Annotated in this window: 24 protein-coding genes; 9 read left to right on the top strand and 15 right to left on the bottom strand. The window is 49.9% G+C overall.

Annotation, left to right across the window (positions count from 1 at the left end):
• Positions 1 to 568 (bottom strand): thiamine pyrophosphate-binding protein (locus B3229_RS00880; RefSeq protein ID WP_286867807.1); only part of this gene is annotated, 568 nt, incomplete at its 3' end.
• A 216-nt stretch (positions 569 to 784) separates the two neighbouring features.
• On the opposite strand from B3229_RS00880, the gene mgrA reads away from it, so the two are divergent.
• Together mgrA and B3229_RS00870 are read left to right on the top strand one after the other, a co-directional pair.
• A complete protein-coding gene (gene mgrA, locus B3229_RS00875) occupies positions 785 to 1,774 on the top strand; it encodes an L-glyceraldehyde 3-phosphate reductase (protein ID WP_048786641.1) in 990 nt (329 codons plus the stop codon).
• 171 nt (positions 1,775 to 1,945) lie between these two features.
• Positions 1,946 to 2,293: a DUF2502 domain-containing protein gene (locus B3229_RS00870; protein ID WP_033791717.1), complete on the top strand. Its 348-nt coding sequence runs from the start codon at positions 1,946 to 1,948 to the stop codon at positions 2,291 to 2,293.
• A 54-nt stretch (positions 2,294 to 2,347) separates the two neighbouring features.
• Here the strand turns inward: B3229_RS00870 and B3229_RS00865 are convergent, their stop codons facing one another.
• Together B3229_RS00865 and B3229_RS00860 are read right to left on the bottom strand one after the other, a co-directional pair.
• The gene (locus tag B3229_RS00865; RefSeq protein WP_286867805.1) at positions 2,348 to 2,929 is read right to left on the bottom strand and encodes an NAD(P)H-dependent oxidoreductase; all 582 of its coding nucleotides are present in this window, start codon (positions 2,927 to 2,929) and stop codon (positions 2,348 to 2,350) included.
• A 137-nt stretch (positions 2,930 to 3,066) separates the two neighbouring features.
• Entirely contained in the window at positions 3,067 to 4,305 is a 1,239-nt protein-coding gene (locus B3229_RS00860; RefSeq protein WP_286867804.1) for an Nramp family divalent metal transporter, read from the bottom strand.
• A 368-nt stretch (positions 4,306 to 4,673) separates the two neighbouring features.
• Between B3229_RS00860 and B3229_RS00855 the strand changes: the two genes are divergently transcribed.
• From B3229_RS00855 to B3229_RS00830, 6 genes are all read left to right on the top strand, one after another.
• A complete protein-coding gene (locus B3229_RS00855) occupies positions 4,674 to 5,864 on the top strand; it encodes a NupC/NupG family nucleoside CNT transporter (RefSeq protein WP_286867802.1) in 1,191 nt (396 codons plus the stop codon).
• Positions 5,865 to 6,113: 249 nt separating this feature from the next.
• The gene (locus B3229_RS00850; protein ID WP_286867801.1) at positions 6,114 to 7,199 is read left to right on the top strand and encodes an LLM class flavin-dependent oxidoreductase; all 1,086 of its coding nucleotides are present in this window, start codon (positions 6,114 to 6,116) and stop codon (positions 7,197 to 7,199) included.
• Positions 7,199 to 8,179 (top strand): ABC transporter substrate-binding protein, encoded by a 981-nt coding sequence (locus B3229_RS00845; RefSeq protein ID WP_277268707.1) that lies wholly within the window; start codon positions 7,199 to 7,201, stop codon positions 8,177 to 8,179. The genes B3229_RS00850 and B3229_RS00845 overlap by 1 nt, the downstream gene beginning before the upstream one ends.
• Complete coding sequence (locus tag B3229_RS00840) at positions 8,176 to 8,766, top strand: cysteine dioxygenase (RefSeq protein ID WP_286867797.1); 591 nt, start codon at positions 8,176 to 8,178, stop codon at positions 8,764 to 8,766. Before B3229_RS00845 ends, B3229_RS00840 begins: the two co-directional genes overlap by 4 nt.
• The gene (locus B3229_RS00835; RefSeq protein ID WP_286867794.1) at positions 8,759 to 10,372 is read left to right on the top strand and encodes a rhodanese homology domain-containing protein; all 1,614 of its coding nucleotides are present in this window, start codon (positions 8,759 to 8,761) and stop codon (positions 10,370 to 10,372) included. The genes B3229_RS00840 and B3229_RS00835 overlap by 8 nt, the downstream gene beginning before the upstream one ends.
• 264 nt (positions 10,373 to 10,636) lie before the next feature.
• Positions 10,637 to 11,857 (top strand): site-specific integrase, encoded by a 1,221-nt coding sequence (locus B3229_RS00830; RefSeq protein ID WP_286867792.1) that lies wholly within the window; start codon positions 10,637 to 10,639, stop codon positions 11,855 to 11,857.
• 38 nt (positions 11,858 to 11,895) lie between these two features.
• On the opposite strand, the gene B3229_RS00825 is transcribed toward B3229_RS00830, so the two are convergent.
• From B3229_RS00825 to B3229_RS00780, 10 genes are all read right to left on the bottom strand, one after another.
• On the bottom strand, positions 11,896 to 12,072 hold the full coding sequence (locus B3229_RS00825; RefSeq protein WP_286867790.1) for a DUF3606 domain-containing protein: 177 nt from the start codon (positions 12,070 to 12,072) through the stop codon (positions 11,896 to 11,898).
• A 40-nt stretch (positions 12,073 to 12,112) separates the two neighbouring features.
• The gene (locus tag B3229_RS00820; protein WP_286867788.1) at positions 12,113 to 12,235 is read right to left on the bottom strand and encodes a hypothetical protein; all 123 of its coding nucleotides are present in this window, start codon (positions 12,233 to 12,235) and stop codon (positions 12,113 to 12,115) included.
• Positions 12,236 to 12,470: 235 nt separating this feature from the next.
• Positions 12,471 to 12,674, bottom strand: a complete 204-nt coding sequence (locus B3229_RS00815) for a hypothetical protein (protein ID WP_286867786.1) — start codon at positions 12,672 to 12,674, stop codon at positions 12,471 to 12,473.
• Positions 12,675 to 12,803: 129 nt separating this feature from the next.
• Positions 12,804 to 13,850 (bottom strand): major capsid protein, encoded by a 1,047-nt coding sequence (locus B3229_RS00810; RefSeq protein ID WP_286867784.1) that lies wholly within the window; start codon positions 13,848 to 13,850, stop codon positions 12,804 to 12,806.
• Positions 13,851 to 13,928: 78 nt separating this feature from the next.
• Positions 13,929 to 14,282, bottom strand: a complete 354-nt coding sequence (locus B3229_RS00805; RefSeq protein WP_286867783.1) for a hypothetical protein — start codon at positions 14,280 to 14,282, stop codon at positions 13,929 to 13,931.
• Positions 14,283 to 14,302: 20 nt separating this feature from the next.
• Entirely contained in the window at positions 14,303 to 14,563 is a 261-nt protein-coding gene (locus B3229_RS00800; protein WP_286867781.1) for a hypothetical protein, read from the bottom strand.
• A 345-nt stretch (positions 14,564 to 14,908) separates the two neighbouring features.
• Complete coding sequence (locus tag B3229_RS00795) at positions 14,909 to 15,208, bottom strand: hypothetical protein (protein WP_286867779.1); 300 nt, start codon at positions 15,206 to 15,208, stop codon at positions 14,909 to 14,911.
• 187 nt (positions 15,209 to 15,395) lie between these two features.
• Positions 15,396 to 15,755: a hypothetical protein gene (locus B3229_RS00790; RefSeq protein WP_286867777.1), complete on the bottom strand. Its 360-nt coding sequence runs from the start codon at positions 15,753 to 15,755 to the stop codon at positions 15,396 to 15,398.
• A gap of 121 nt (positions 15,756 to 15,876) precedes the next feature.
• Positions 15,877 to 16,608: a hypothetical protein gene (locus B3229_RS00785; RefSeq protein ID WP_286867776.1), complete on the bottom strand. Its 732-nt coding sequence runs from the start codon at positions 16,606 to 16,608 to the stop codon at positions 15,877 to 15,879.
• Positions 16,586 to 16,741: a hypothetical protein gene (locus B3229_RS00780; RefSeq protein ID WP_286867774.1), complete on the bottom strand. Its 156-nt coding sequence runs from the start codon at positions 16,739 to 16,741 to the stop codon at positions 16,586 to 16,588. The genes B3229_RS00785 and B3229_RS00780 overlap by 23 nt, the downstream gene beginning before the upstream one ends.
• A gap of 2,974 nt (positions 16,742 to 19,715) precedes the next feature.
• Here B3229_RS00780 and B3229_RS00775 point away from each other — a divergent pair.
• A complete protein-coding gene (locus B3229_RS00775) occupies positions 19,716 to 20,417 on the top strand; it encodes a hypothetical protein (RefSeq protein ID WP_286867772.1) in 702 nt (233 codons plus the stop codon).
• Positions 20,418 to 20,443: 26 nt separating this feature from the next.
• Here B3229_RS00775 and B3229_RS00770 read toward each other — a convergent pair whose 3' ends face one another.
• Together B3229_RS00770 and B3229_RS00765 are read right to left on the bottom strand one after the other, a co-directional pair.
• Positions 20,444 to 20,770: a GrlR family regulatory protein gene (locus tag B3229_RS00770; RefSeq protein WP_286867770.1), complete on the bottom strand. Its 327-nt coding sequence runs from the start codon at positions 20,768 to 20,770 to the stop codon at positions 20,444 to 20,446.
• A gap of 65 nt (positions 20,771 to 20,835) precedes the next feature.
• Positions 20,836 to 21,471, bottom strand: coding sequence for a hypothetical protein (locus B3229_RS00765; protein ID WP_286867769.1), 636 nt, complete (start codon positions 21,469 to 21,471; stop codon positions 20,836 to 20,838).
• Between the last annotated feature and the right edge of the window lie 847 nt (positions 21,472 to 22,318).

Below are 22,318 nucleotides of genomic sequence, written 5' to 3'. Positions count from 1 at the left end.
CGCTGGGGCCCGGCGCGGCGTCGAGCGGCGCGGCGGGCGGCGCCACCTCGGCCTCCGCGACATCGACCGCCAGCATCAGGTAGCCCGGCCGCTGTTCGCGCATCGCCGTGGCCAGCACCCGATCGATTTCCGCCGTGGCGTTGCCCGGGCTGAGCTGCGCCGTCGCTGTGCTAACCTCGCCCGCCATGCGCAGAAAGTGACGGAAGTCGCCGTCGCCCAGCGTATGGTGCACGCAGTCGCCGCGCTTTTGCGCCCCGCTTGCGGGCGCGCCCACAATATGGATCACCGGCAGATATTCGGCGAAACTGCCGGCCGTGCCGTTGATGGCGCTCAGTTCGCCGACGCCGAAGGTGGTCAGCAACGCCGCCGCGCCGCGACAGCGCGCATAGCCGTCCGCCGCATAGGCCGCGTTGAGTTCGTTGGCGCAGCCGACCCAGCCGATATCCCGATGGGCGATCACGCGATCGAGAAACTGCAGGTTATAGTCGCCCGGCACGCCAAACAGATGACCGACGCCGATCTCCTGAAGGCGCGCCAGCAGATAATCTCCTACGGTAAAGCGTTGCATATGCCACTCCTTTCACCAGTGTCTGGTTTGAGTATCCGCTATGCTGCCAAAGCGGCGAGAAAGCAGCGCAATCGACTGAACAAAAAAGTGGCAACCCGGCGTTACGATGGGGGATTATTCTGTAAGTATGCGATCTGCGATCCATTGTGACTGTGTGTAAACGCATACACTGCTATTCTTGCGCTTGAAAATTCTTCCCTTTGACAGGAAAGCCGTATGACCTACCTTCCGCATCCCGGTCGTTATCAGCAGATGGAATATCGCCGCAGCGGCCGCAGCGGGCTAAAGCTGCCCGCAATTTCGCTTGGCCTGTGGCATAACTTTGGCGACAACACGCGCGTCGACAACAGCCGCGAGCTGTTGCGCCACGCGTTCGATCGCGGCATTACCCATTTTGATCTGGCCAACAACTACGGCCCGCCGCCGGGCTCGGCGGAAGAGAACTTCGGTCGCATCCTGCGCGAAGACTTTCGCGCCTTTCGCGACGAACTGGTGATCTCCACCAAAGCGGGCTACACCATGTGGGACGGCCCTTATGGCGACTGGGGCTCGCGCAAATACCTTATCTCCAGCCTCGATCAGAGCCTGAAGCGCATGGGGCTGGAGTATGTGGACATCTTCTATCACCATCGTCCGGATCCGGAAACGCCGCTGGAAGAGACCATGCGCGCGCTGGATCAGGTGGTGCGCCAGGGTAAGGCGCTCTATGCCGCTATATCCAACTATCCGGCGGAGCGCGCGGCGGAAGCGATCGCTATCCTGCGCGATCTCGGCACGCCCTGCCTGATCCATCAGCCGCGCTATTCGATGTTTGAACGCGGCCCGGAAAACGGCCTGCTGGAAACGCTGGGCGACAACGGCGTCGGCTGCATCGCCTTCTCACCGCTGGCGGGCGGCGTGCTGACCGATCGCTATCTGCAGGGCATTCCCGACGATTCGCGCGTGGCGAGCGGCAGCAAGTTCCTGCGTGAAGATCAGCTTACCGACGAGAAGATGGAGAAAGTGCGCAAGCTGAATGAGATTGCGCAGCAGCGCGGCCAGAAGCTGGCGCAGATGGCGTTGGCGTGGACGCTGCGCGACGCGCGCGTCACCTCCGTGCTGATCGGCGCCAGCAAAACCGCGCAAATCGACGACGCGGTGGAGATGCTGGCCAATCGCCACTTTACCATCGCCGAGCTCTCCGCTATTGAAGGCGTGCTGATTTAATCCTTGCCCGCCCGGCCGCCGCGCCGGGCATTTCGGCGAACAGAATTGTCTCAATCCCCTTTTTCTTCCGATTTTCCTCACAATTGTCAGCGACACTCAACTTGCCACACAAGCAATGCGCGGGCTTCACGCCTGCATCGCAGCGGCACTGTCGCTGATAAGGAGAATAAGATGAAATTTGCTATTTTTGCTGCTTTGCTGACCTGCCTGTCGCCTCTGGCGATCCACAGCGCTCAGGCTGACGGCGCCTCTATCAGCCTGGCGCCGGGCGTAACGCTGCATCTGGGAGACCAGGATCGCCGTGGCTATTACTGGGACGGCGGCCGCTGGCGCGAGCCGCGCTGGTGGAACGACCGCTATCAGTACAACAACCATCGCTGGTGGCGCCATGAAGAGTGGCGCCGTCATCAGCAGTGGGAGCGCGAGCGACGCTGGCATGAACGCGAACGTCGCCACCACTGGCGTGAAGCGCAGCGCCATCACGACCGCCACGATCGTCACGACCACCATCATCACTGATGACGCGGCGGCACGGCTAATGGCCGCTGCGCGATAGCGCGCGCAAAGCGGCCTTTACTCCGCGAACAGCCGCCGTCCGATTTGCCGCGCCGTTTTCAGATGCGCCTCCGGCGAGTCGGCGTCAGGCAGCAAGATCAGTTCCGACGTTTTCACCGCTGCGCCGACATAGTCAAAAATGCCCTCGTCGATCTGCGTGCGCATCGCGGCATAGTAGCCGCGCCGCGCATAGGTGCGCAGATTCGCCCCGCCTATTCCCAGCAGATGCACCTTCAGACGGCCCATTTTTTTAGCGATTTTGCCGTCGGGCGTCTCTTCATATGCCCAGCCGTGGGTAAAGACGCGATCGATCCAGCCTTTCAGCACGCCGGGAAACGACCACCAGTAAACGGGATAAACCAGCACCAGCGCATCGGCGCCGTCAATGCGTTTTTGCTCGGCCAGCACATCGGCGGGCGGCGCGGCCTCACTGCGAAACAGCGCGAGATCGGCAGCAGCGTAACGCGGATCGAAGCCCTCTGCTATCAGGTCGGCGATTTCAAACGTGTGCGGCGCGCGAATCTCGCTGGTTAGCGTTCGCGCGACGGCGTGGGTAAAAGAATCTTGATCGGGATGGGCGACCACTACCAGTGCATGCATATCCTGACTCCTGTAAGAGAAGAGAAAACGGCTGCATATCGAGAGTAGATGAGTTGAGGCGGACGGTTAAGGCGGCGGGCACGGGAAGTTAAAAAGCGAAGCTGGCCCGGATCGCTCGGGCCAGTTTTCAGCAGCCTTTACAGGCCGAGGATTTCGCCAATCAGCAAATAGGCGTTGAGCGCCACCACCAGCACCACGATGGCGCGACCGGCGTTCTGCATCAGGCGTGAATTGACCATCTCGCCCATAATCTCGCGATTGCCGGTAAAGGAGAGCAGCGGCACCAGCGCCAGCGCGATGCCGAAGCTCAGCAGCACCTGGCTCATAACCAGAATGCGCGTCGGATCCCAGCCCGCCATAATCACGATAAACGAGGGCAGCATAGTGACCAGACGGCGTACCCAGAGCGGAATATGAAAGCGGATAAAGCCCTGCATCACGACCTGACCGGCCAGGGTGCCCACCACGGTAGAGGAGAGGCCCGCTGCGACCAGGCTCAGGCCGAATACCGTCGCCGCCGCATGGCCAAGCAGCGGCGTCAGCGTCAGATAGGCCTGATCCAGTTCGGCGATGCCGCTGTGGCCGCTGAAGTGGAACGCGGCGGCGGCGGTCGCCATCATCGCCAGATTGACAAAGCCGGCGATGGTCATGGCGATAGCCACGTCCAGCTTGGTGGAGGAGTAGCGCTGGCTTTTATTGCCGCTCGGGCCGCCCTGCGTCAGCGCCGAGTGAAGATAGATGACGTGCGGCATAATGGTCGCGCCCAGCACCCCCGCCGCCAGGAAAACCGCCTCGGAGGTTGGCAGTGAGGGCAGCGCCATGCCGGTCACCAGCTCGCTCACCTTCGGCTGCGAAAAGAAGAGTTCGACGATATAGGCCGCCGCCACGAACAGCAGCAGGCTGCCGATCACCAGCTCCAGCGGCTTCTGGCCGCGGCTTTGCAGCATCAGGATCAGGAAGGTCGCCACCCCGGTCAGCACCGCGCCCTGCAGCAGCGAAATGCCGAGCAGCAGCTTAAAGCCGAGCGCCGCGCCGATAAATTCCGCCAGATCGGTCGCCATGGCGATGATTTCCGCCTGCACCCAGTAGAACCAGACCGCCGGACGCGGGAAGCGATCGCGAATATGCTCAGCCAGATTTTTACCGGTGGCGATACCGAGCTTGGCGGACATCAGCTGTATGACCATTGCCATGATATTGGCCCAGACCACCACCCACAGCAGCTTATAGCCATAGGCTGCGCCCGCCTGAATGTTGGTGGCGAAGTTGCCTGGATCAATATAGCCGATGGCGGCGATAAAGGCCGGCCCCAGCAGCGCGAGCTTGATTTTTCGGGCTCCGCGAGCGGCACGCTCGGCGGTACGGCTCTCAAACATATTTCTCTACCTGTCTGAACGCGTTTTAACCATGGCAGCTTATGGCCTGATCGCGGCAAGTGAAATGAGGTTATCGTTATCGTTGTGATAGATGATGCTATAAAGTATAGCCATTGCTATACCTTACGGTAAAGCGAGACTTGCTAAAAAATGTGCAATGCATCTCACTCTACGCTTCGGACATATTATAGACAATAAATTTGTGGATATTAGGCGTGAACATTTTGTGAACGGGTTGTGACTGGTGAGAGTTTTCTGAGAAAAGGGGTGATAGCGAATCCTTATAATGTGGATTTGATCTCGTTTTTAAGTAACGCGTTACATAGAATACGCAGCAAATTACAACCCTCCTCAAATCTGGAGCAAGCATGTCCCATATTTTGCACTTCCTTTTAGCACTGGTGGTGGTAGGCGTGCTGGCGTTACTCGTCAGCCACGACCGTAAAAGTATTCGTATTCGCTACATTGTCCAGCTTCTGGTCATTGAAGTGCTGCTGGCGTGGTTCTTCCTCAATTCCGAGGCGGGTCTCGGATTCGTGAAGGGCTTCGCCGGTCTGTTCGATCATCTGCTCAAGTATGCCGCCGAAGGCACCAACTTCGTGTTCGGCAACATGAATGATAAAGGCCTCGCCTTCTTCTTCCTGAACGTGCTCTGCCCGATCGTGTTTATCTCCGCGCTGATCGGCATTCTGCAGCATTTCCGCATTCTGCCGTGGGTGATCCGCGGCATCGGCACCGTGCTGTCTAAAATCAACGGCATGGGCAAACTGGAATCCTTTAACGCCGTCAGCTCTCTGATTCTGGGACAGTCAGAAAATTTTATCGCCTATAAGGATATCCTTGGCAAAATGTCGCAGCGCCGCATGTACACCATGGCCGCGACCGCGATGTCGACCGTTTCCATGTCGATCGTCGGCGCCTATATGACCATGCTGCAGCCGAAATATGTGGTCGCCGCGCTGGTACTCAACATGTTCAGCACCTTTATCGTGCTGTCGCTGATCAACCCTTACCGCGTCGACAGCGAAGAGGATCTGCAGCTGCAGGATATCCATAAAGGCCAGAGCTTCTTTGAGATGCTGGGCGAATATATCCTCGCCGGCTTCCGCGTGGCGATTATCGTCGCGGCGATGCTGATCGGCTTTATCGCGCTGATTTCCGGCCTGAACGCGCTGTTCGATTTTATCTTCGGCATCAGCTTCCAGGGCGTGCTGGGCTACGTCTTCTATCCGTTCGCCTGGGTGATGGGCGTGCCGGCTCACGAAGCGCTGCAGGTCGGCAGCATTATGGCCACCAAGCTGGTTTCCAACGAGTTCGTCGCGATGATGGATCTGCAGAAGCTGGCGGGCCAGATTTCGCCGCACTCTGAAGGCATTCTGTCGGTGTTCCTGGTCTCGTTCGCCAACTTCTCGTCTATCGGCATCGTGGCGGGCGCCATCAAGGGTCTGAACGAAGAGCAAGGCAACGTGGTGTCGCGCTTCGGCCTGAAGCTGCTCTACGGTTCAACGCTGGTCAGCGTGCTCTCTGCCGCTATCGCCGGTCTGGTACTGGCGTTCTGATGCAAAAGGGCGAGACGGGTTCTCGCCCTTCAGGCTGCTGATAAATTCAAAACGCGCACAACAGGGAACGCATAGCAAAGCGTCTCCCCTTATTCTTAATTATTCCTGCTTGATATAACGCCTGCCGCGGCGCCTCAGCCGCGCGGCGCCGCCCTTCCCCGATTCCCGCAAATCCTTTGCACAATATCGAATTTCATCTCCTGCCCGTCGCCCCGTAGTTTTTTCATTACTCAACATCGGGAGAAGCGCATGAGCATTCAATTTCTGGGCATGATCGGCCATCGTCTGGCCTCTGAAATCATTCCGGCCAGCGGGCCGTTATTCGATAAAAACTACATTGCCGATTTCGCTCGCGCCCACGAAGAGGCGGGATTCGATCGGATTCTGGTGGGCTACTGGTCCGATCAACCAGACGGTTTTTTAGTGACGGCGCACGCCGCCGCCAACACCTCGCGCATTAAATTTTTACTGGCGCACCGTCCCGGCTTCGTCTCGCCGACGCTGGCGGCGCGCAAGCTGGCGTCGCTCGATCACCTGACCGACGGACGACTGGCGGTGCATATCATCAGCGGCGGCAGCGACAGCGAACAGCGCCGCGACGGCGACTTCCTCAACAAGGCGGAACGCTACGCGCGCACCGACGAATTTCTTCACGTGCTGAATAAGAGCCTGACCTCGGCGGAAGCCTGGGACCACCAGGGCGAGTTTTACCAGGCTGAACAGGCTTTTTCCGCCATCAAGCCGCTGCAGAGCAAGCTGCCGGTCTACTTCGGCGGCTCTTCGCCGGAGGCGATCGAGGTCGCCGCGCGTCACGCTGACGTCTTCGCGCTGTGGGGCGAGCCGCTGCAGGGCGCGGCGGAAACCGTGCAAACCGTGCGCGCCGCCGCCGCGAAAAGAGGCCGCGACATCAAATTCAATATCTCTTTCCGTCCGATTATCGGCAAGACCGAGAAAGAGGCCTGGGAGCGCGCGGAACACATTTATCAAACGGCGCAGAAACAGCTGGCCGAATCGGGCTACACCTTCGGCCTGCCGAAACCGCAGAGCGTCGGCGCGCAGCGTCTGCTGGCGGCGGCTAACGCAGGCGACCGCCACGATAAAGTGTTATGGACCGGCGTCGCGAAGCTGGTGAGCGGCGGCTACAACTCCACCGCGCTGGTGGGCACGGCGGATCAGGTCTCCGACGCGCTGCTGGATTACTACAACCTGGGCATCGACAGCGTGCTGATCCGCGGCTTCGATCCGCTGAATGACGCGATTGAGTATGGCCGCGAGCTGCTGCCGCTGACGCGCGAAAAAGTCGCCGCGCTGACGCGCGTTAAGAGGAGCGCCTGATGCGTCTCGCCGCCCTGTTTGCCGGCGTCGCGCTGGCGCTGAGCCTCAACTCCGCTTTCGCCGCTGAAAAAGTGACGCTGCGGCTCGGCGACGTCAAAGGGGATCGCTTCGCCTCGCTGAAAGCCTCCGGCGAGCTCGATAATCTGCCTTACGATCTGAAGCTCACCGCCTTCGACTCCGGCGCGCCGGTGCAGGAGGCGCTGAATGCGGGGGCGCTGGACGTCGGCTTTACCGGCGATCTGCCCTTTCTGTTCGTCTATGCCGCAGGCGCGCCGGTTAAAGCGGTCGGCGCCTGGCAGAACAACCCCGACAGCATCGCGCTGCTGACGCGTCCCGACGCCGGGATCCACAGCCTGAAGGATCTGAAAGGCAAGCAGATCGCCGTTAACCGCGGCGGCTGGGGACACTATCTGATCCTTGGCCTGCTGGAACGCGCCGGCCTGAAACCCGATGAGGTGACGCTGCGCTTCCTCGGCCCGGTGGATGGCCGCGCGGCGCTGACCTCCGGCGCGGTTTCCGCCTGGGCGCCGTGGGAGCCCTACATCGCCACCTCGACCCAGATCGACGGCACGGTGCGCGTGCCGCAGGGCGGCGGCAACGGCATTATGTCGGGCTACTCCTATGCACTGGCGCGTAAAGAGGCGCTGGCCGATCCGGAGAAACGCAAAGCCATCGCCGATCTGCTGACGCGGCTGGCGAAGGCGCAGGTGTGGGCGGCGCAGCATCCACAGCCGTTCGCGCAGGCGCTGGGCAAGTCACTGAATATGCCGACCGCCATCACCAGCAGCTGGATCGATGACGCGCGCATTCGTCCGCTGGTGTTCGATCCCTCGCTTATCGCGACGCTGCAGAAATCCGCCGACTTCTTCCATCGCTATCAGGTGCTGCCGAAGGCGGTCGACGTCAGCGACGCCTTCGATTTCAGCCTGGCGAGCGGCGCCAACCAGGTGGCGCGGCACTATCAGGAGAACAAATCGTGAGCAACCTTAACCATCAGCGGCTGCGCGACTTTGTGGCGCAGCTCGCCGCTCTGCTCGATCGGCAGCCGGACGAGGCGACCATTCTGGCGCGCGGCAGCGAGCTGCTACGCCCGCTGCTGCAGCACGACGACTGGCTGGACGAGGCGTTCGCCCAGCCGCATCCGCAACGCTATCAGCAGTATCTGCTGCATGCCGACGCGCAGCAGCGCTTTTCGGTGGTGAGCTTTGTCTGGGGGCCTGGCCAGCAGACGCCGGTGCACGATCATCGTGTCTGGGGGTTGATCGGCATGCTGCGCGGCGCGGAAGTGTCGCAGGGCTTCAAAGCGGAACACGGCGCGCTGGCAATAGACGGCGCGCCGGTTCGTCTGGAACCCGGCCAGATTGACGCGGTCTCGCCGCGCGTCGGCGACATCCATCGCGTCAGCAACGCCTTCGACGATCGCGTCTCTGTCAGCATTCACGTCTACGGCGCCAATATCGGCGCGGTCAAACGGGCGGTTTATCGCGAAGACGGCAGCGAAAAACCTTTTATCTCCGGCTACAGCAATCGCTACTTGCCTAACATCTGGGATCTTTCACATGGCTAAAACCTTTCCTCTGCGCGACGCCGCAGAGATTCAGCAGGCGCTGCGCCAGCAGCAGGAAGTGGCGCTGGTGGACGTACGCGACGAGGCGCTCTATGCGCAAGGGCATCCGCTGTTCGCGGTAAACATTCCGCTCTCAAAGCTGGAGCTGGAGTGGCTGGATCGCCTTCCTCGCCGCGATACGGCGATTACGCTTTATGACAACGGCGAAGGACTGGCGCAGGCGGCGGCAGAGCGCGCGGCGGCCTGGGGCTACACCCATATCGCGCTACTTAAAGATGGCCTGGCCGGCTGGAAGGCGGCGGGCGGCGAGCTGTTTATCGATGTGAATTCGCCGAGCAAGGCGTTCGGCGAGCTGGTGGAGCACCATAGTCATACGCCGTCGCTGGCGGCCGAAGAAGTCGACGCGCTGCTGCGCGACAAAGCCGACGTGGTGGTGCTTGACGCGCGCCGCTTTGATGAATATCACACCATGTCGATTCCAGGCAGCATCAGCGTGCCGGGCGGCGAACTGGTGCTGCGCGTGCGCGACATCGCGCCCTCACCCGATACCACGGTGATCGTCAACTGCGCAGGCCGCACGCGCAGCATTATCGGCACCCAGTCGCTGGTGAACGCGGGCATCCGCAATCCGGTTTATGCGCTGCGCAACGGCACCATCGGCTGGACGCTGGCTGGCCTGACGCTTGAGCAGCAGCAGAGCCGCCGCTACGGCGAGACCAGCGAAACCGCGCAGCGTCATGCGGCGGCGCAGGCGCGTCAGGTGGCGGATCGCGCCGGGGTGGCGCGCATCGACGCGACGACGCTGGCGCGCTGGCGGCAGGAGGCGCGCACGACCTATCTGTTCGACGTGCGCGACGCCGACGAGTACGCCGCCGGGCATCTGCCGGGTAGTCGTCACGTGCCGGGCGGACAACTGGTGCAGGAGACCGATCACTACGCCAGCGTGCGCGGCGCGCGTATCGTGCTGGCTGACAACGACGGAGTGCGCGCCAGCATGACCGCCTCCTGGCTGGCGCAGATGGGCTGGGAAGTCGCCGTGCTGGAGGGGCTGCAACCCCAGGACTTCAGCGCCACTGGCGGCTGGACGGCGCAGGTGCCGGCAGCGCCGGTGGCCGAGACGATCTCTCCGCAGCAGCTGAACGACTGGTTAAAGCAGGGCGATACTCAGGTGCTGGATTTCACCACGCGCGCCAACCATGTTAAAAGCCATATCCCTGGCGCTGCCTGGCTGCTGCGCTCGACTCTGCAACAGCAGGGCAAAGCTGCGCTGCCGCCGGCCGAACGCTATGTCCTGACCTGCGGCAGCAGCCTGCTGGCGGGCTATGCGGTGCAACAGGTGGCGGCGCTGACCGGTAAGCCGGTCTTTGTGCTGGAAGGCGGCAATGCCGCCTGGCGCAGCGCCGGGCTGCCGACCGACGCTGGCGAAGAGGCGCTGCTCTCCCCCGCCATCGATCGCTATCGCCGCCCCTATGAAGGCACCGATATCGAACCGGCGGTGATGCAGGCCTATCTTGACTGGGAATATGGTCTGGTGGCGCAGCTGGATCGTGACGGCACACATGGCTTTCGCGTGCTGCAGCCGGAGAAACAAAGCGTAACGGCGTAGGTAAACAGGGCGGCAGCGATGTCGCTCTTTTTTTGCGCGCAGTAAAGCTTAAGTAAGATTTGCGGATGATTTAAGAAGCTGCCTGAGAGATCAGGACTGAGAATTGGTGGAGATAAGCGGGATCGAACCGCTGACCTCTTGCATGCCATGCAAGCGCTCTCCCAGCTGAGCTATCAGTTACTTATCATTAACTTAAATGCAAAGCATTCCCCCACATCTGGAGACTTTACTATGTAAACTGCCCGATCAAAGGTAATGAGACCGATGCCAAAGATCAAGAAGAAAGATCGCAGGAACGCTTACCTGTTCCTTTCACCAGATGGAGTTTGGTACACCCGCATTATGATTCCTTCCTATATGAGAGGACTCTTTCAGGGCCGCACCTCATACAGCAAATCGAGCGGCACAGGAGACATACAGGAAGCCAGATTATTCAGAGATGCAATGATCGCTGAATTTAATCTGTTACGTGAGCAAGTAAAACCCAAAACCGAAAAGAGGATTGATGCTGTGCTTACAGAGATTAAACGTCTCCGTAACCACATAGAGAATACGCCGGACAACTTTAGTTTTTCCGTTGATGCCTGCCCTACTCTAAGGCGGCTTGCAGATATTTATCTGCTTCAGCATGAGGCGAAGAGGAAGCTAACAACCTTGTCAAAGCTGAACAAAGGCGTTGAATTGTTTCTGGAGTTTTTGAGCCGGAAGGATGTGAAGCTAACGCAGGTTAACCGAACAATGGTGACAAACTTTATTGAGTACGCCAGCAAGGAACGTGCAGCGCAGACTGTAAGGCATTATGTAGCTAACTTAGGAATGTTGTTTGACTATGCGGCTGGGAGATATTGCGACGCACCACAGGTGCATTTAAACCCCTTCAGAGGCCATAAGCTTGATACTTCACAGAGTGAGAGCTATCAACCCTTTACCTACGCAGAGCTACGTTTGTTACTCGATTCTCTGGATGGTGAATTGCATGACCTGACAATGATGGGGCTGTATTCCGGTGCTAGGTTGGAAGAGTTAGCAAGTCTTCGGGTTACAAACATCATTGAGATTGACGGTATTAAGTGTTTCGACATCAAGGAAGGCAAGAACAAAAATGCTATTCGTGTCATTCCAATACACTCAAAGTTACTTGCCATCGTTGAGCGACTGGTTGAAGGGAATCATTCAGGATACCTTTTTTACAGAGCAAGCACGTCTGACAGGGCCGATGGGAAAAAAAGTTTCTGGTATAGTCAAGCCTTTACCAGAGCAAGAATCAAAGCTTTAGGTAAAAATGTTAAGAACAAAGTTTTTCATAGTTTACGGCATAACTTTAGCACTGAACTAGACAGGAAAGAAGTGCCAGAAATACGTGCTAATCAACTACTTGGACACGAAAAAGCTAAAACAATTTCTTACCAGATTTATTCAGCAGGCGCAGACATCAAAGAGCTTAAACGGTTAATTGATTTGGTAGAGTATGAACAAATACACTAAATATAAGACCCCGCAAGCGGGGTCTTATAAATCCAATACTACTTACCGAGAAACTGCCTAACTTTTTCAGAACCATTACCCACCTTTGCAACTGCTTCACGCAAACGTGCAACGGTAACGCCAAATGTTTTAGTCCAGTATTCTATCTCCCATGATTCGTGGAGATTGATAAATCGCTTATCAACTGGTTGTCTAATATTTAAATTATCAGCCATGTATAGCTCCAGATGTTAACTATTAGAAAACAACTTTGGATTACTTACCTTTTTTCTTAGGGGTTTTTACTGTCTCAACAACCGTTGTGTTAGGTCGCTTAACAGCTTCCTTCACAGGAATGTACTGCCCAGTTTTTGCATCACGACCAATCTTATGAGTCATAGCGCTCCCTTCAGGCATCGGAGCAAGCACGGCACTTGCCCTCTAAAGAAAATCCTAGATAGCAAACGTAACGGCGTCAAGTCATAAATAGCACATATTGAGTCCACTTCACATTCGCAATACTAGATGTAGTGTTTTCTTGCTTGATTAACTCTGCTGTCTCTGCTGTCTGGTAAGCTACGCACATAAAAAAGCCCCACCCTAAAAGGGCAGGGCTATTATTTAGACTTGATGATCACTTTTTAGAATAAATGCGCTTTTCAGTTTTAAGAGCAATTATTAAAGGCATTCTGCGTGCCAGGCGATTACAAAGAACTTGCTTTGATAGTCCATGCTCGCGTGCGAGACCGGCTAAATCGAGAAACTGGAAAACATCATCATCGTGACAATCTATCTCTAAAGTATTTTCCGCATCATCAACAATCGTAATTTTTGCCATTTCATTCACCTTTAAATAACATAGGGATAAAAATATGAAGCGGAAAGTAATGGGACATTCCCGCTAACAATCCGCTATAAAGTGCTGCTTCCAGACTAAGCAAGGCCAGCACAATAAAAAACCTATGCATTAGACGGTTGCTGTAACCTTCAGAGTAAAGGCGGTAGCGTGGTTTACTGGCAGAATTCCGGCTTCAGATACGATCTCAATTTCACCGCGTGGCTTCTCGTACTGATAGCTGAATACCTCTTGAGGGCCAGCCAGACGAGCCAGGTTCGTATCTACGGACGCAGGTCCAAAGACATGCTTGTAAGCACCAGTACCGGCAGTAAACACAGGAAGCATAATCATTTCATTTCTTCCAATGAAAGGAGTCAGAAGCGGGTCAGTTACTTTGACAACATCAACCGCGATCCCCGGAATTGTGAAAGTTTGCACATTGGGTAACAGTTCACGACGCTGAGTAATAATATTCCCATCCGCGAGAGGAGATACATACTGGAATGCACTTTTCATACTCTCGTGAAAACGGAGTTTAGAAAATGCGTCAGCTCCTGCAAAGACGATCACGCGGCGAACATCAGAATATAAACCCTGTGTTGCATCTGATACACGTGAAAGATAGGAATCGAAGATTTCCAGAACATCTTTAGCTGCTGTAGTCAGATCAAGAGTATCAGTCATAAATGGAGCATCGAAAGACTGTGCATAGTCGATCACAGGCGCTTCATCAGTGAACGGAGTGTTTACAGTGCCGGTAAACAATGCACGAGCGTATGCCGCTTCGACGGTTCTACGGTGAGCTTTAGCGTGCTTAGCAACGTATTCACTCACAATGTCCATCATCGTTTCTTCACGGTCAGCACCTGCTTTGCGATTGCCTTGCTGAAAATCGGCAGCCGACACAACATCTTCCCTGTGAAAGTGAACTAGCTCAATAAGGTAGTTGCTCGCTTTATCGCGTGCTGTGCTGTTATGGGAAAATGAAAATCGCTTCTGAGGATCATTGATCAGAGTGCGGTTATCTTGAGCCATAGTATCAAGTGATACATCAATAGACTTAGAACCAACCTTATCAAATATATTAAGTGTCTGAAGAAGGTAATTATCTTGAGGCATTACTTCGAACAGCGGCATTAAATCCGCCATTTTGAATGCAGAATAGTTAAAGGCCATATTTTATCCTTTTATAGTTATTAGGTTGCTCACATAGTGAGTTAAATGCTTGACGCATTTAAACCGTTACACGGTCAATTAGGTTGTTGGAAGGCCGTTAACATCGGCATCAGAAAAACGAACAGCAGGATCAGCAGAAAGCAATTCAACTGCTTTTTCAACATCATCACATTTCAGACTAAACTTTTTCAGCCAAACATTAGTAGCTGCACAAAGCAAAGGAACAGCGTTGCCCGCTTCTTTATACTCAAGCACTACGTTGGCCGATGTGCTCGCAGAAGTGACGATAGCGCCAGCATTATCAATAACTGAACCAGGCTCAACATCCTGAGCAAGATTTACAGTAATCACTTTTCGACTAAAGCTGGTTAGCTCGTGAGATATAACATCCGTAATAGAATACGGTTGAGATTCATATTTAATCAGTGCCATAGGGTAAGAGGCTCCATTATTTATTTTTTATTGAGGTAGTTCTGTGCAAGCATCTCGCCGTATGACAGTTCTACAGTTGAATTATCGCTTTTAGAAATATCAGCTTCTAGCGTCTTAGCTTTCATAAGCATGATTTTATGTGCTGAAGTAATATCCGTTGCTTTGTTTACTTCACTTTCAGGCTTGATAGCTTCAATGCCTGCTTGCTTCGCCAAGATAAAAAGGTCATTTGCTATTTCTGGTGAGTCAACAAACAGAGTGACAGGAATTTTATTATTCATTATACGTTCCATAAAAAGAAAGCAGCCCAATATGAAAGCCGCTTTGAGAGTAAATCAATATTTGTTATGTTATCTTATTTAAAATAACATAAAAAATAGCCATACGGAGAATGGCTATTGATAGAAGGAAATAACGTTCATCTGGGTAATCAAACCAGTTTCAGATAACCAGCATAGAACGGACACTGGCGCTTTTATAAAGCAATGGAAAACTTAATAGCAACTACTAATTGCTCAAGGTATGGAGTAATACCCAATGAAAATATTACTCCTCTAATACTAATATACAGCATATGTGTACTGAAGTCAACATATTTATTCATTTAATATGCATATTTAATCAAATCAATGCATAACGGCTTGTTCTTTTTCTTCTTCCGGGTACAGATTCGCAAGACATCCAGCAATAGTCGAAACAGTTGATGCCCATCGCACAAGCCCACAATATAGCTCTGGGTCACGCTCTGCAAGCCATTCAAGGAATCCTAAGTCAGCCAGTTCTGACAACGATACGTAACGGTTTTGGATAAGTTCGAAATTGTTTAAGTATGCATCGGGAGATAGGTACTCGTCCAAGCATAGGCTTTGCAAAATTCCCTGAACAGCTTCAAACTCTGACTTAATTTGTTGATAGATCATTTCCATACTCTTATCACCTCATTATTTTTTATCATTAATATTGTCTTCCATCTCCGTTGTAACTGCTGCAATCGCTGTTGCCTCTGAATGTGAGAGTTTAAATCTTCGCGATAATACCGATACCGATCTGTATTGTAGATAGCATTCAATTATCTGACGGTAGTTTCTCCAGCGCGTAAGAGGCGTTGTTTCATTATTCATTAATCTCTTCCCCAAACAGGGCCAGTTGTAATTCGTAGCCATTAAAATGGGTAGCATCTTTCTGAAGGTCAAAGCGGTTTAGATACTCTCTTTCCGTTTCAAAACCTAGCGCTTGCCACTTCTCAGGCTCACCTGTGATGACTGTTTTAGCTTGCTTTCGAGGTTTAAAATAGACGCCAGGGCAGTTTGATACGATGGTATTAACTAGTTCTCGTTCTGCATCGCTCAAAGGAAGAGGGTCGAAATATTTAAGGATTACTGCATAAGGCTCTAGCAAAGCTTTAGCTTTCTTTTGTGGCTTTACTGCATATAGTTCTGCTGTTTTAAAACTGGTCTGTGTAACATAACTCAAAAAGTCCTCCATTAGATTTAGGTAATAAAAAAGGCCGCTTAGGCTTTACCTTTGCGACCTTTTCATCTTTTAGTAGTCAATATAAAGTGCAATAGCATTGCTGTTAAAAATATAGTTAGCATCAGAATGCTATGCCCCAATGTTCATAAACGTCACTATGATTTGTCATAATATGATTTTTAAAGCCTGTCGGTACATTTATACTTCTGCCTTTCTCGCTTAGCATAAGATTCTTACAACATATCACCGCTTCTTCAAAAGTTTTGCATTGATTAAAGTTTCCTTCCTTATACCATTGAACAAAGTGGTACGCTAAAATCTCTTGAGGCGTAGCGTGAGATATAGTCTGCTTAGGTTGGTGAACGTCAAAATCAGGTTCATCATCATCAAACAAATTATCATAGCTAGGAATATTGCGAGTAACAGAGTGTTGGGCTGGTTCTGGCGCTACCTCAACAGGTTCTGAAACAGGTGCATTCATTACCGCTTGCTTACTCTTACTGGAAGGCTCTTGTTCGTCATCAAAATTGCCGCTGAGCATTGATTCTGTGATCGGAAGCGTATTATAAATCTTCGTGTCGCCTTCACGTTCTTTCCAACTGATCAAACCAAAATATTTCATCTGATTTAGCTTGGTTCTAATTGTCCTGTCACATTCTTTTGTTAACTTGCTTAGATGAGCAATGCTGAAATATGCTTGAAGTTTCTTATTCTCAAAACCTTGTATATATTGATATAGAAATTGGTAGATTAACTTATTCTTTAAATACTCTCCATCCCTTCTATAAAAACCATCATACTCTGAAAACTCACGCTTGAGCATTGTAAAATCAATTTTGTCTTTCTTTCCCATTACTTCCCTCTTTGTTAAGGTTATTTGTATATTCATCCAGGATCTTTGATACCATTAAAGCTACAGGCAGGTCACGTTTATTGGCTTCTGCGATCAGCCGCTGATAAGTTTCTGCTTTGAAATTCAATTTCATTTAGTTAATCTCCTTTCATCAGGATCGGCTATGCAACTTATAAAGCCGTTTGTAAGCCTGTATCGCCAGTGTGAGACTCTTTTTTATCTCTGGACTATCCAAGTTAGGGTTATCAAGTCTTTGCTGTAGCTCTTCAAGCGCGTATTCACGCCGGATTAGATAACCAAAGAATATTTGGATGTTAGATAATTTACTCATTACTATTCTCCGTATATTCGGAGATAGCTTGGATGATCTTGTGAATTCTCAGTGCTTGAGTTATGCGAGATGCATTAAGGTGCTGAGGATAAGAAGAGAGGAACGTTTGATATTGCTTCCTGCTGTATTTACCTGAGACCAAGCCTGCTAGAAAATCATAATCAAGATCAGTTAGGTCTGATCTCTTAATTACTGCCTCCTAATTTAGAATTGTTTCTGTTACCTATCCTTATAGTATCAGCTATTTTTAGATATGTCAAGGACACATTTCCGCTTATATGACAATATTTTCATAGCACAAGGTAGAAAGCAAGCACTATTTGAACAAAGAAGCAGCAATCAGCAGATCTAGCATATAGTATTAACTCTAGAAAACTGTAAATACCTCTAAAAGGCTCTGTAAGCGATTCTAAGCGGTTTTGTATCTAACCTATAGAATGAGATTACCTGATGTGAGTTAGTGGCTGAAAATGGATTCTGTGAAGCCTGTTCTGATGATCGATGTACTTTAAAAGGTGCAATTGCTGCCTATGTGATGATTGACTCTACACGAGTCTAAAATTCGTGCACAAAGTAAAAGGGATTTAGCTAACGAGTGTTTATGTATGTCGAGGCTCAGCCGATGGCAGGCATTTAAACATCTTGGCATGAGTCTAAGAGAGATTTATCTCGATTGGTCTAACGAATGTTTGCATGTATCAAGCGTAGTGATAACGCAACGCTGATAGCTGCTTACAGAGATAGCACGAGTAAAACTAAGTAAGAGAAATTGTTTATCTTCTCTTGGTTAGTTTGTTAGGAGTGTTAAGGTCTGGCATGCATCGGGTTTATCGGTACAGGTCAGAACTGTTACACATGTGCATTGCGGTTAGTCCGTAGGACAGCTTGCACAAGGTTAAGCGGTGAGCGTAGCGAGAGCGTTGGACGGACGTCCATCGATTACAGTGGGCTAACCTGGTAAACTACGTATGTAGTAGCCCACAATTTGTATTAACAACAGCAGAATAAAAGAAGAAAGGATTATAACTACTGATCTTATAACTAATCTTATCTATTAATCTTATCTCTAATATTATTGTCGGTAAATTCTACCGGGGTAGGCCGGTAATAATTACCGGGGGGTATGTAAGATCTACCGGGGTGCTTCATATAGTAATGACGGATTCCAACACTAAGTCCGGTAAAATCTACCGGGGTAGTCGGTCACCTTACTTAAGTTTGCCCAGCTAATCTTAGCTGAACATGAAAATTTGCCTACTACTTCAATATTCAATGCTTATTCAGAGATAAAAGCCGGGTAATTCCTAGTTAAATGAGCTTGGCAGGGCTCTTGATAGACTAACCAACAATGACAATCTTACTATGAAAGTAACTATGAGTTTACTTTGCTAACTTTAATGCTCACTTTGCAAATGTGCCTAAAGCAGGCAGGAGAAGGCTTGCGAGGCTGTGCCCTGCCCTCTGTTACATATCAACTCTGACATTATGCAAGCTGCCTTGTCGGTCTTTGCTAAGCAAACTTCTCCCTCTTCATCTTTCATACGACGAAACCGTACAATGTCGGCCATAACTCATAATTTTTTTCTAATTTGAGAAAATCGAAATATCGATGATTGCAGATGATTGCAGATGATACTGTTTCAGTATGAAATTAGTTTTCAGATGAACGGATCTGTCCTCATATGGTTTGCGGCCAATTTTAGGTGAAAGCCTCAAAACTTAAAAACAGGCAGTTCGTGCCGGATTACCTACAAATTTTCTGAACAAGAAAAGTTGGCCTGCTTTCCACTCAAATGCTTTGATTGTGCGATCAAACAGCCCTGCTATCTTCGCTGGCGCTTGAAGTTAGTGAAAAGCAATACCTGACTAAAATAGTCAAGTACACGAAATGGTCATTATGTTAAAAAGACTGTTTTTCGACCACTTTTCCCAATTGAAATTAGCAGTATTGAATAATTTGGGGATTTAATAGGCGCACGATCAGCACTGATATTTTATAATATTGAACGAGAATTATTATCAACTGTGGCGCAGTGCTAAATAGCCCTGATATTAAGCAAGGTAAAAGTAAGGTGCAGCCTGTGCCAGGCGAACGCCGCGTGCAATTGTGCCAACTGTTTAGTCGTATGGCTAAAGTCACACTGTGGCCTACTATAGGTAAGCTACCTTAGAATTTTTTTATAGGGCGGATTTGGTAAGGTTGATCTTCAAACGTCCACAGTGAACCCTTTATAGGGCCACTGTTTAACCTTATGAGTTTATTGATATTTATTGTGAAATAAATGCATGAAGGGCACGCCATTTGCAGATCTGCCCACGGCGGGGGAGGTTTTAATCGGATTTAATAGGGTTTTAATCGACTTTATTATATAAAAAATGCTCGTAAATGATGACGCGGCGTCATCCTATAAAAGCTAACAGAGTTTTACGGTCATAGCTCACAGGCCGTCACTCCAGCTTACTGTGGGATTATGGATAAAGGCGTTGAAGATGTTCATACCGGAATTGATTACTAATGAGGAATGAAGATGAAGAGACTAACAAGCACCCTGCTATTGTGTCTGGCTGCTAAGGCTGAAACCGTGCAGGAAGCATTGACGGATGTTCAGCGTGTAGACACAGGACGCGCTGCACAGTGCATCTAGCGAGCTTGTTAAATCGTCAAGTTCATATCATAACAATCTGTTAAGGTTAGAACCTGCTCGCACCCGTACATACAATAAACCATATTCCCACTAAAAAATATTAAAAGCAATAAAATCAAAAAGGAAATAGAATGTTGAAATTTATCGCTGAAAATTTTACAAACATCAATGCTTTCATTACTTCTTTAGCAGCAATTTTTACAGCAATAGCCACTTTCTTTCTGTGGCGAGTCACTAAACTATTGGCAAAAGAAACTAAACGCATGGTTGATGCTGCTGAGCAACCCCATGTTGTGGTTACTCTTGAACCAAATATGTGGGCTGCATTTCATTTTGACATATGCATTACTAATACCGGCAACTCTCCAGCTTATAATATACATGTGGATTTCGACCCACCATTAATCAATGCGGACCACAGAGAAAGAAACAAACATAGCATACCATTCAATAATGTTAGTGTATTAAAAAATGGCCAATCCCTCACAAGTAATATTTGTGAGTATGAAAAAATTAAACACATCAAGTATAATATTAAAATAAGCTGGTCTAAGAGACCTAATTCTCGAATTAGAGATAAAAATGAATACATTTATGATATGGCATCATTCGATGGGATTTCTTATTTAGGTGCAAGAAGCCCAGTAACACAGATTGCTGATCAGATTAAGAAGATTCGTGAGGATTGGAGACCAGTAACTCAAGGTCAAAAAAAGTTAAAGGCCGACACATATAACTCACAAGATCGTGAACTCGAAGATAAAATACGAGAAGAGCAATATAATTTTGCAAAAGAAGAGTATGAGAAGAAAAAGAGCAAAAAAACGAATTAGTTAGGATAGTAATCCCCCAACTAATTTCATACAATTAGCTCTGAAACTTTTTTAGCTATAACTTGAAGGTGGAAAGTTGGGTACTCTTCGACATAGCCTTCAAGAAAATAATCATTACTCTCATGCTCATTAATTGAAAGTATAAGATGAAAATTGTTTAACGGGCCGAAAACAGACTGTGCATTCCGATTGAACTGCTTCACTTTCAATCGCAACTCAGCGCCTAGGGCCCGGCCTTGATAATAATATGCATAATCTCCACCATTGATAGCATCATTGCTAACCGAAACAGTCCCTGATCCAAAGTCTTTGTTATTGGTCTGAAAGCTGACAACGTAAAGTCCATCCTTCATTTTTTTCACCTTGAGTTTATATGGGTTATCATGCATAGCATACTCTTAACGTGGCTAAAGATCATTCAACGTCTAAATGCTAAGATACGGCTGATTTTATGCCCTAAAGTTCGTGAGGGCCTCCTCTCCAACTCTGAAATCTCCTCATTAATCTTACATAGACAAATATCCAACTTTTTCATCGTTTCGGAATGTATTGACTTTAATCCCTTCCCATAATCAGTGGCCATTGCTATTGTGTTCTGTAAATCTTGCAAATGTATTTCAAGCTGGGTTTCATGATACAAAATATTCTTTCTAATTAATTCTTCAATTATTACATTGTTATATTTGAAAGAATCAACTAAACTTCGAGCGCTACTATAGAATGCCACCGTGGCCTTTAAAGTAACTTCTTTGGTAGAAGAAAGATAAAATGCATTACTTTCATAGAAAGAGAAGTTATTTTGGGTAATTGGGAATATAAGATCAAAAGGCCCTTCCCCATTATACGCTTCCATATTATCCATCATCCTACTTTGATATACCTCCAGTAGAGTAGTAATTTCAGTCTTTACTCCGATCAGGACGTTTTTCTTTTTTTCTTTAGATTCTGCTTCGTTGGTACGCTCTTGCCTTTTACCATCAATGAGGGTTCCCCATAACGTAAATAAACCTCCCACTATGGCGCCGATTAATCCTGACAACATTTCATTATTCATGAAATCCTTCTATATAAATAGTTGATAATTAATTCAAAACAAAAAATCATCAATGTGCACATCAGTTCTGACTTACGAATTTTCAGTAGGGTTATAGCTTATTTTTCGCAAAATACAATTATTTTAAATGCTTAAGCTATACGGCATCTCACATGCAATCATCCCGCTTCTGTTGGAGCATGTCCTGTTGTTTCTTTCTGCTCACTTTAATAGCAAGCATGTTTTACTTGGGCTGTTATGCCAACAACCGCCCTTCAACTACCTTCAATGTCTTTTTCTTCCGTATACAGTACCAATGTTCAAACTTCATTCTAGTTTAGTACGCCACCTGTTTCAGGACAATAGCATCCATAAAGCCCCGTTGGTGGTACTACCAACAAACGGAGCGTAGCGACTTCGACTGTCCAGAATGATCACAACCTTATCAGGATAACCGTGTACCCTTTTGTGAGCGTGGCTGGTAGTTACCAAGGCGTCAGTAATGCAATTTACCTGATTGACATTGAGCTTGTAGAAAATTGCATAACAGCCCTATGCGTTGACACAGCCACAAAATGATCAAGTATGAGACGTAGAAAATCCCTTCGCAGTCATAGTATCTTACCAAGACTATTCCTAACGCATAACTGGGCTGCTTTATGGAAAGGATTGCTGTTGCTCTATCTCTGGTACTCTCGTCTTTCTCCGCATGGTCGTATGACGGAAATGACCTATACGACTGGGCGAAACATTACGAAGCTGGCAAAACCAACAATTTATGGTACAGCTTTTATACAGGTTATGTTTGTGCTACCGCTCACTATACAAACGCTTTAGGTGCAGTTTGCCCGCCTTCTACTACTACTAG

Origin of the sequence: Pantoea sp. UBA5035 (assembly GCF_002415245.1) — a bacterium.
In the GTDB taxonomy this organism is placed as follows: domain Bacteria; phylum Pseudomonadota; class Gammaproteobacteria; order Enterobacterales; family Enterobacteriaceae; genus Pantoea; species Pantoea septica.
Note: the sequence above shows the minus strand (reverse complement) of the source record. Positions and strands in the feature narration are given on the sequence as shown.

Excerpts from the sequence above, each read along its gene's own strand:
- mgrA (WP_048786641.1), top strand. The coding sequence starts at position 785 with ATGACCTACCTTCCGCATCCCGGTCGTTATCAGCAGATGGAATATCGC.
- B3229_RS00870 (WP_033791717.1), top strand. The coding sequence starts at position 1,946 with ATGAAATTTGCTATTTTTGCTGCTTTGCTGACCTGCCTGTCGCCTCTG.
- B3229_RS00865 (WP_286867805.1), bottom strand. The coding sequence starts at position 2,929 with ATGCATGCACTGGTAGTGGTCGCCCATCCCGATCAAGATTCTTTTACC.
- B3229_RS00860 (WP_286867804.1), bottom strand. The coding sequence starts at position 4,305 with ATGTTTGAGAGCCGTACCGCCGAGCGTGCCGCTCGCGGAGCCCGAAAA.
- B3229_RS00855 (WP_286867802.1), top strand. The coding sequence starts at position 4,674 with ATGTCCCATATTTTGCACTTCCTTTTAGCACTGGTGGTGGTAGGCGTG.
- B3229_RS00850 (WP_286867801.1), top strand. The coding sequence starts at position 6,114 with ATGAGCATTCAATTTCTGGGCATGATCGGCCATCGTCTGGCCTCTGAA.
- B3229_RS00845 (WP_277268707.1), top strand. The coding sequence starts at position 7,199 with ATGCGTCTCGCCGCCCTGTTTGCCGGCGTCGCGCTGGCGCTGAGCCTC.
- B3229_RS00835 (WP_286867794.1), top strand. The coding sequence starts at position 8,759 with ATGGCTAAAACCTTTCCTCTGCGCGACGCCGCAGAGATTCAGCAGGCG.
- B3229_RS00830 (WP_286867792.1), top strand. The coding sequence starts at position 10,637 with ATGCCAAAGATCAAGAAGAAAGATCGCAGGAACGCTTACCTGTTCCTT.
- B3229_RS00825 (WP_286867790.1), bottom strand. The coding sequence starts at position 12,072 with ATGGCTGATAATTTAAATATTAGACAACCAGTTGATAAGCGATTTATC.
- B3229_RS00820 (WP_286867788.1), bottom strand. The coding sequence starts at position 12,235 with ATGACTCATAAGATTGGTCGTGATGCAAAAACTGGGCAGTACATTCCT.
- B3229_RS00815 (WP_286867786.1), bottom strand. The coding sequence starts at position 12,674 with ATGGCAAAAATTACGATTGTTGATGATGCGGAAAATACTTTAGAGATA.
- B3229_RS00810 (WP_286867784.1), bottom strand. The coding sequence starts at position 13,850 with ATGGCCTTTAACTATTCTGCATTCAAAATGGCGGATTTAATGCCGCTG.
- B3229_RS00805 (WP_286867783.1), bottom strand. The coding sequence starts at position 14,282 with ATGGCACTGATTAAATATGAATCTCAACCGTATTCTATTACGGATGTT.
- B3229_RS00800 (WP_286867781.1), bottom strand. The coding sequence starts at position 14,563 with ATGAATAATAAAATTCCTGTCACTCTGTTTGTTGACTCACCAGAAATA.
- B3229_RS00795 (WP_286867779.1), bottom strand. The coding sequence starts at position 15,208 with ATGGAAATGATCTATCAACAAATTAAGTCAGAGTTTGAAGCTGTTCAG.
- B3229_RS00785 (WP_286867776.1), bottom strand. The coding sequence starts at position 16,608 with ATGGGAAAGAAAGACAAAATTGATTTTACAATGCTCAAGCGTGAGTTT.
- B3229_RS00780 (WP_286867774.1), bottom strand. The coding sequence starts at position 16,741 with ATGAAATTGAATTTCAAAGCAGAAACTTATCAGCGGCTGATCGCAGAA.
- B3229_RS00775 (WP_286867772.1), top strand. The coding sequence starts at position 19,716 with ATGTTGAAATTTATCGCTGAAAATTTTACAAACATCAATGCTTTCATT.
- B3229_RS00770 (WP_286867770.1), bottom strand. The coding sequence starts at position 20,770 with ATGAAGGATGGACTTTACGTTGTCAGCTTTCAGACCAATAACAAAGAC.
- B3229_RS00765 (WP_286867769.1), bottom strand. The coding sequence starts at position 21,471 with ATGAATAATGAAATGTTGTCAGGATTAATCGGCGCCATAGTGGGAGGT.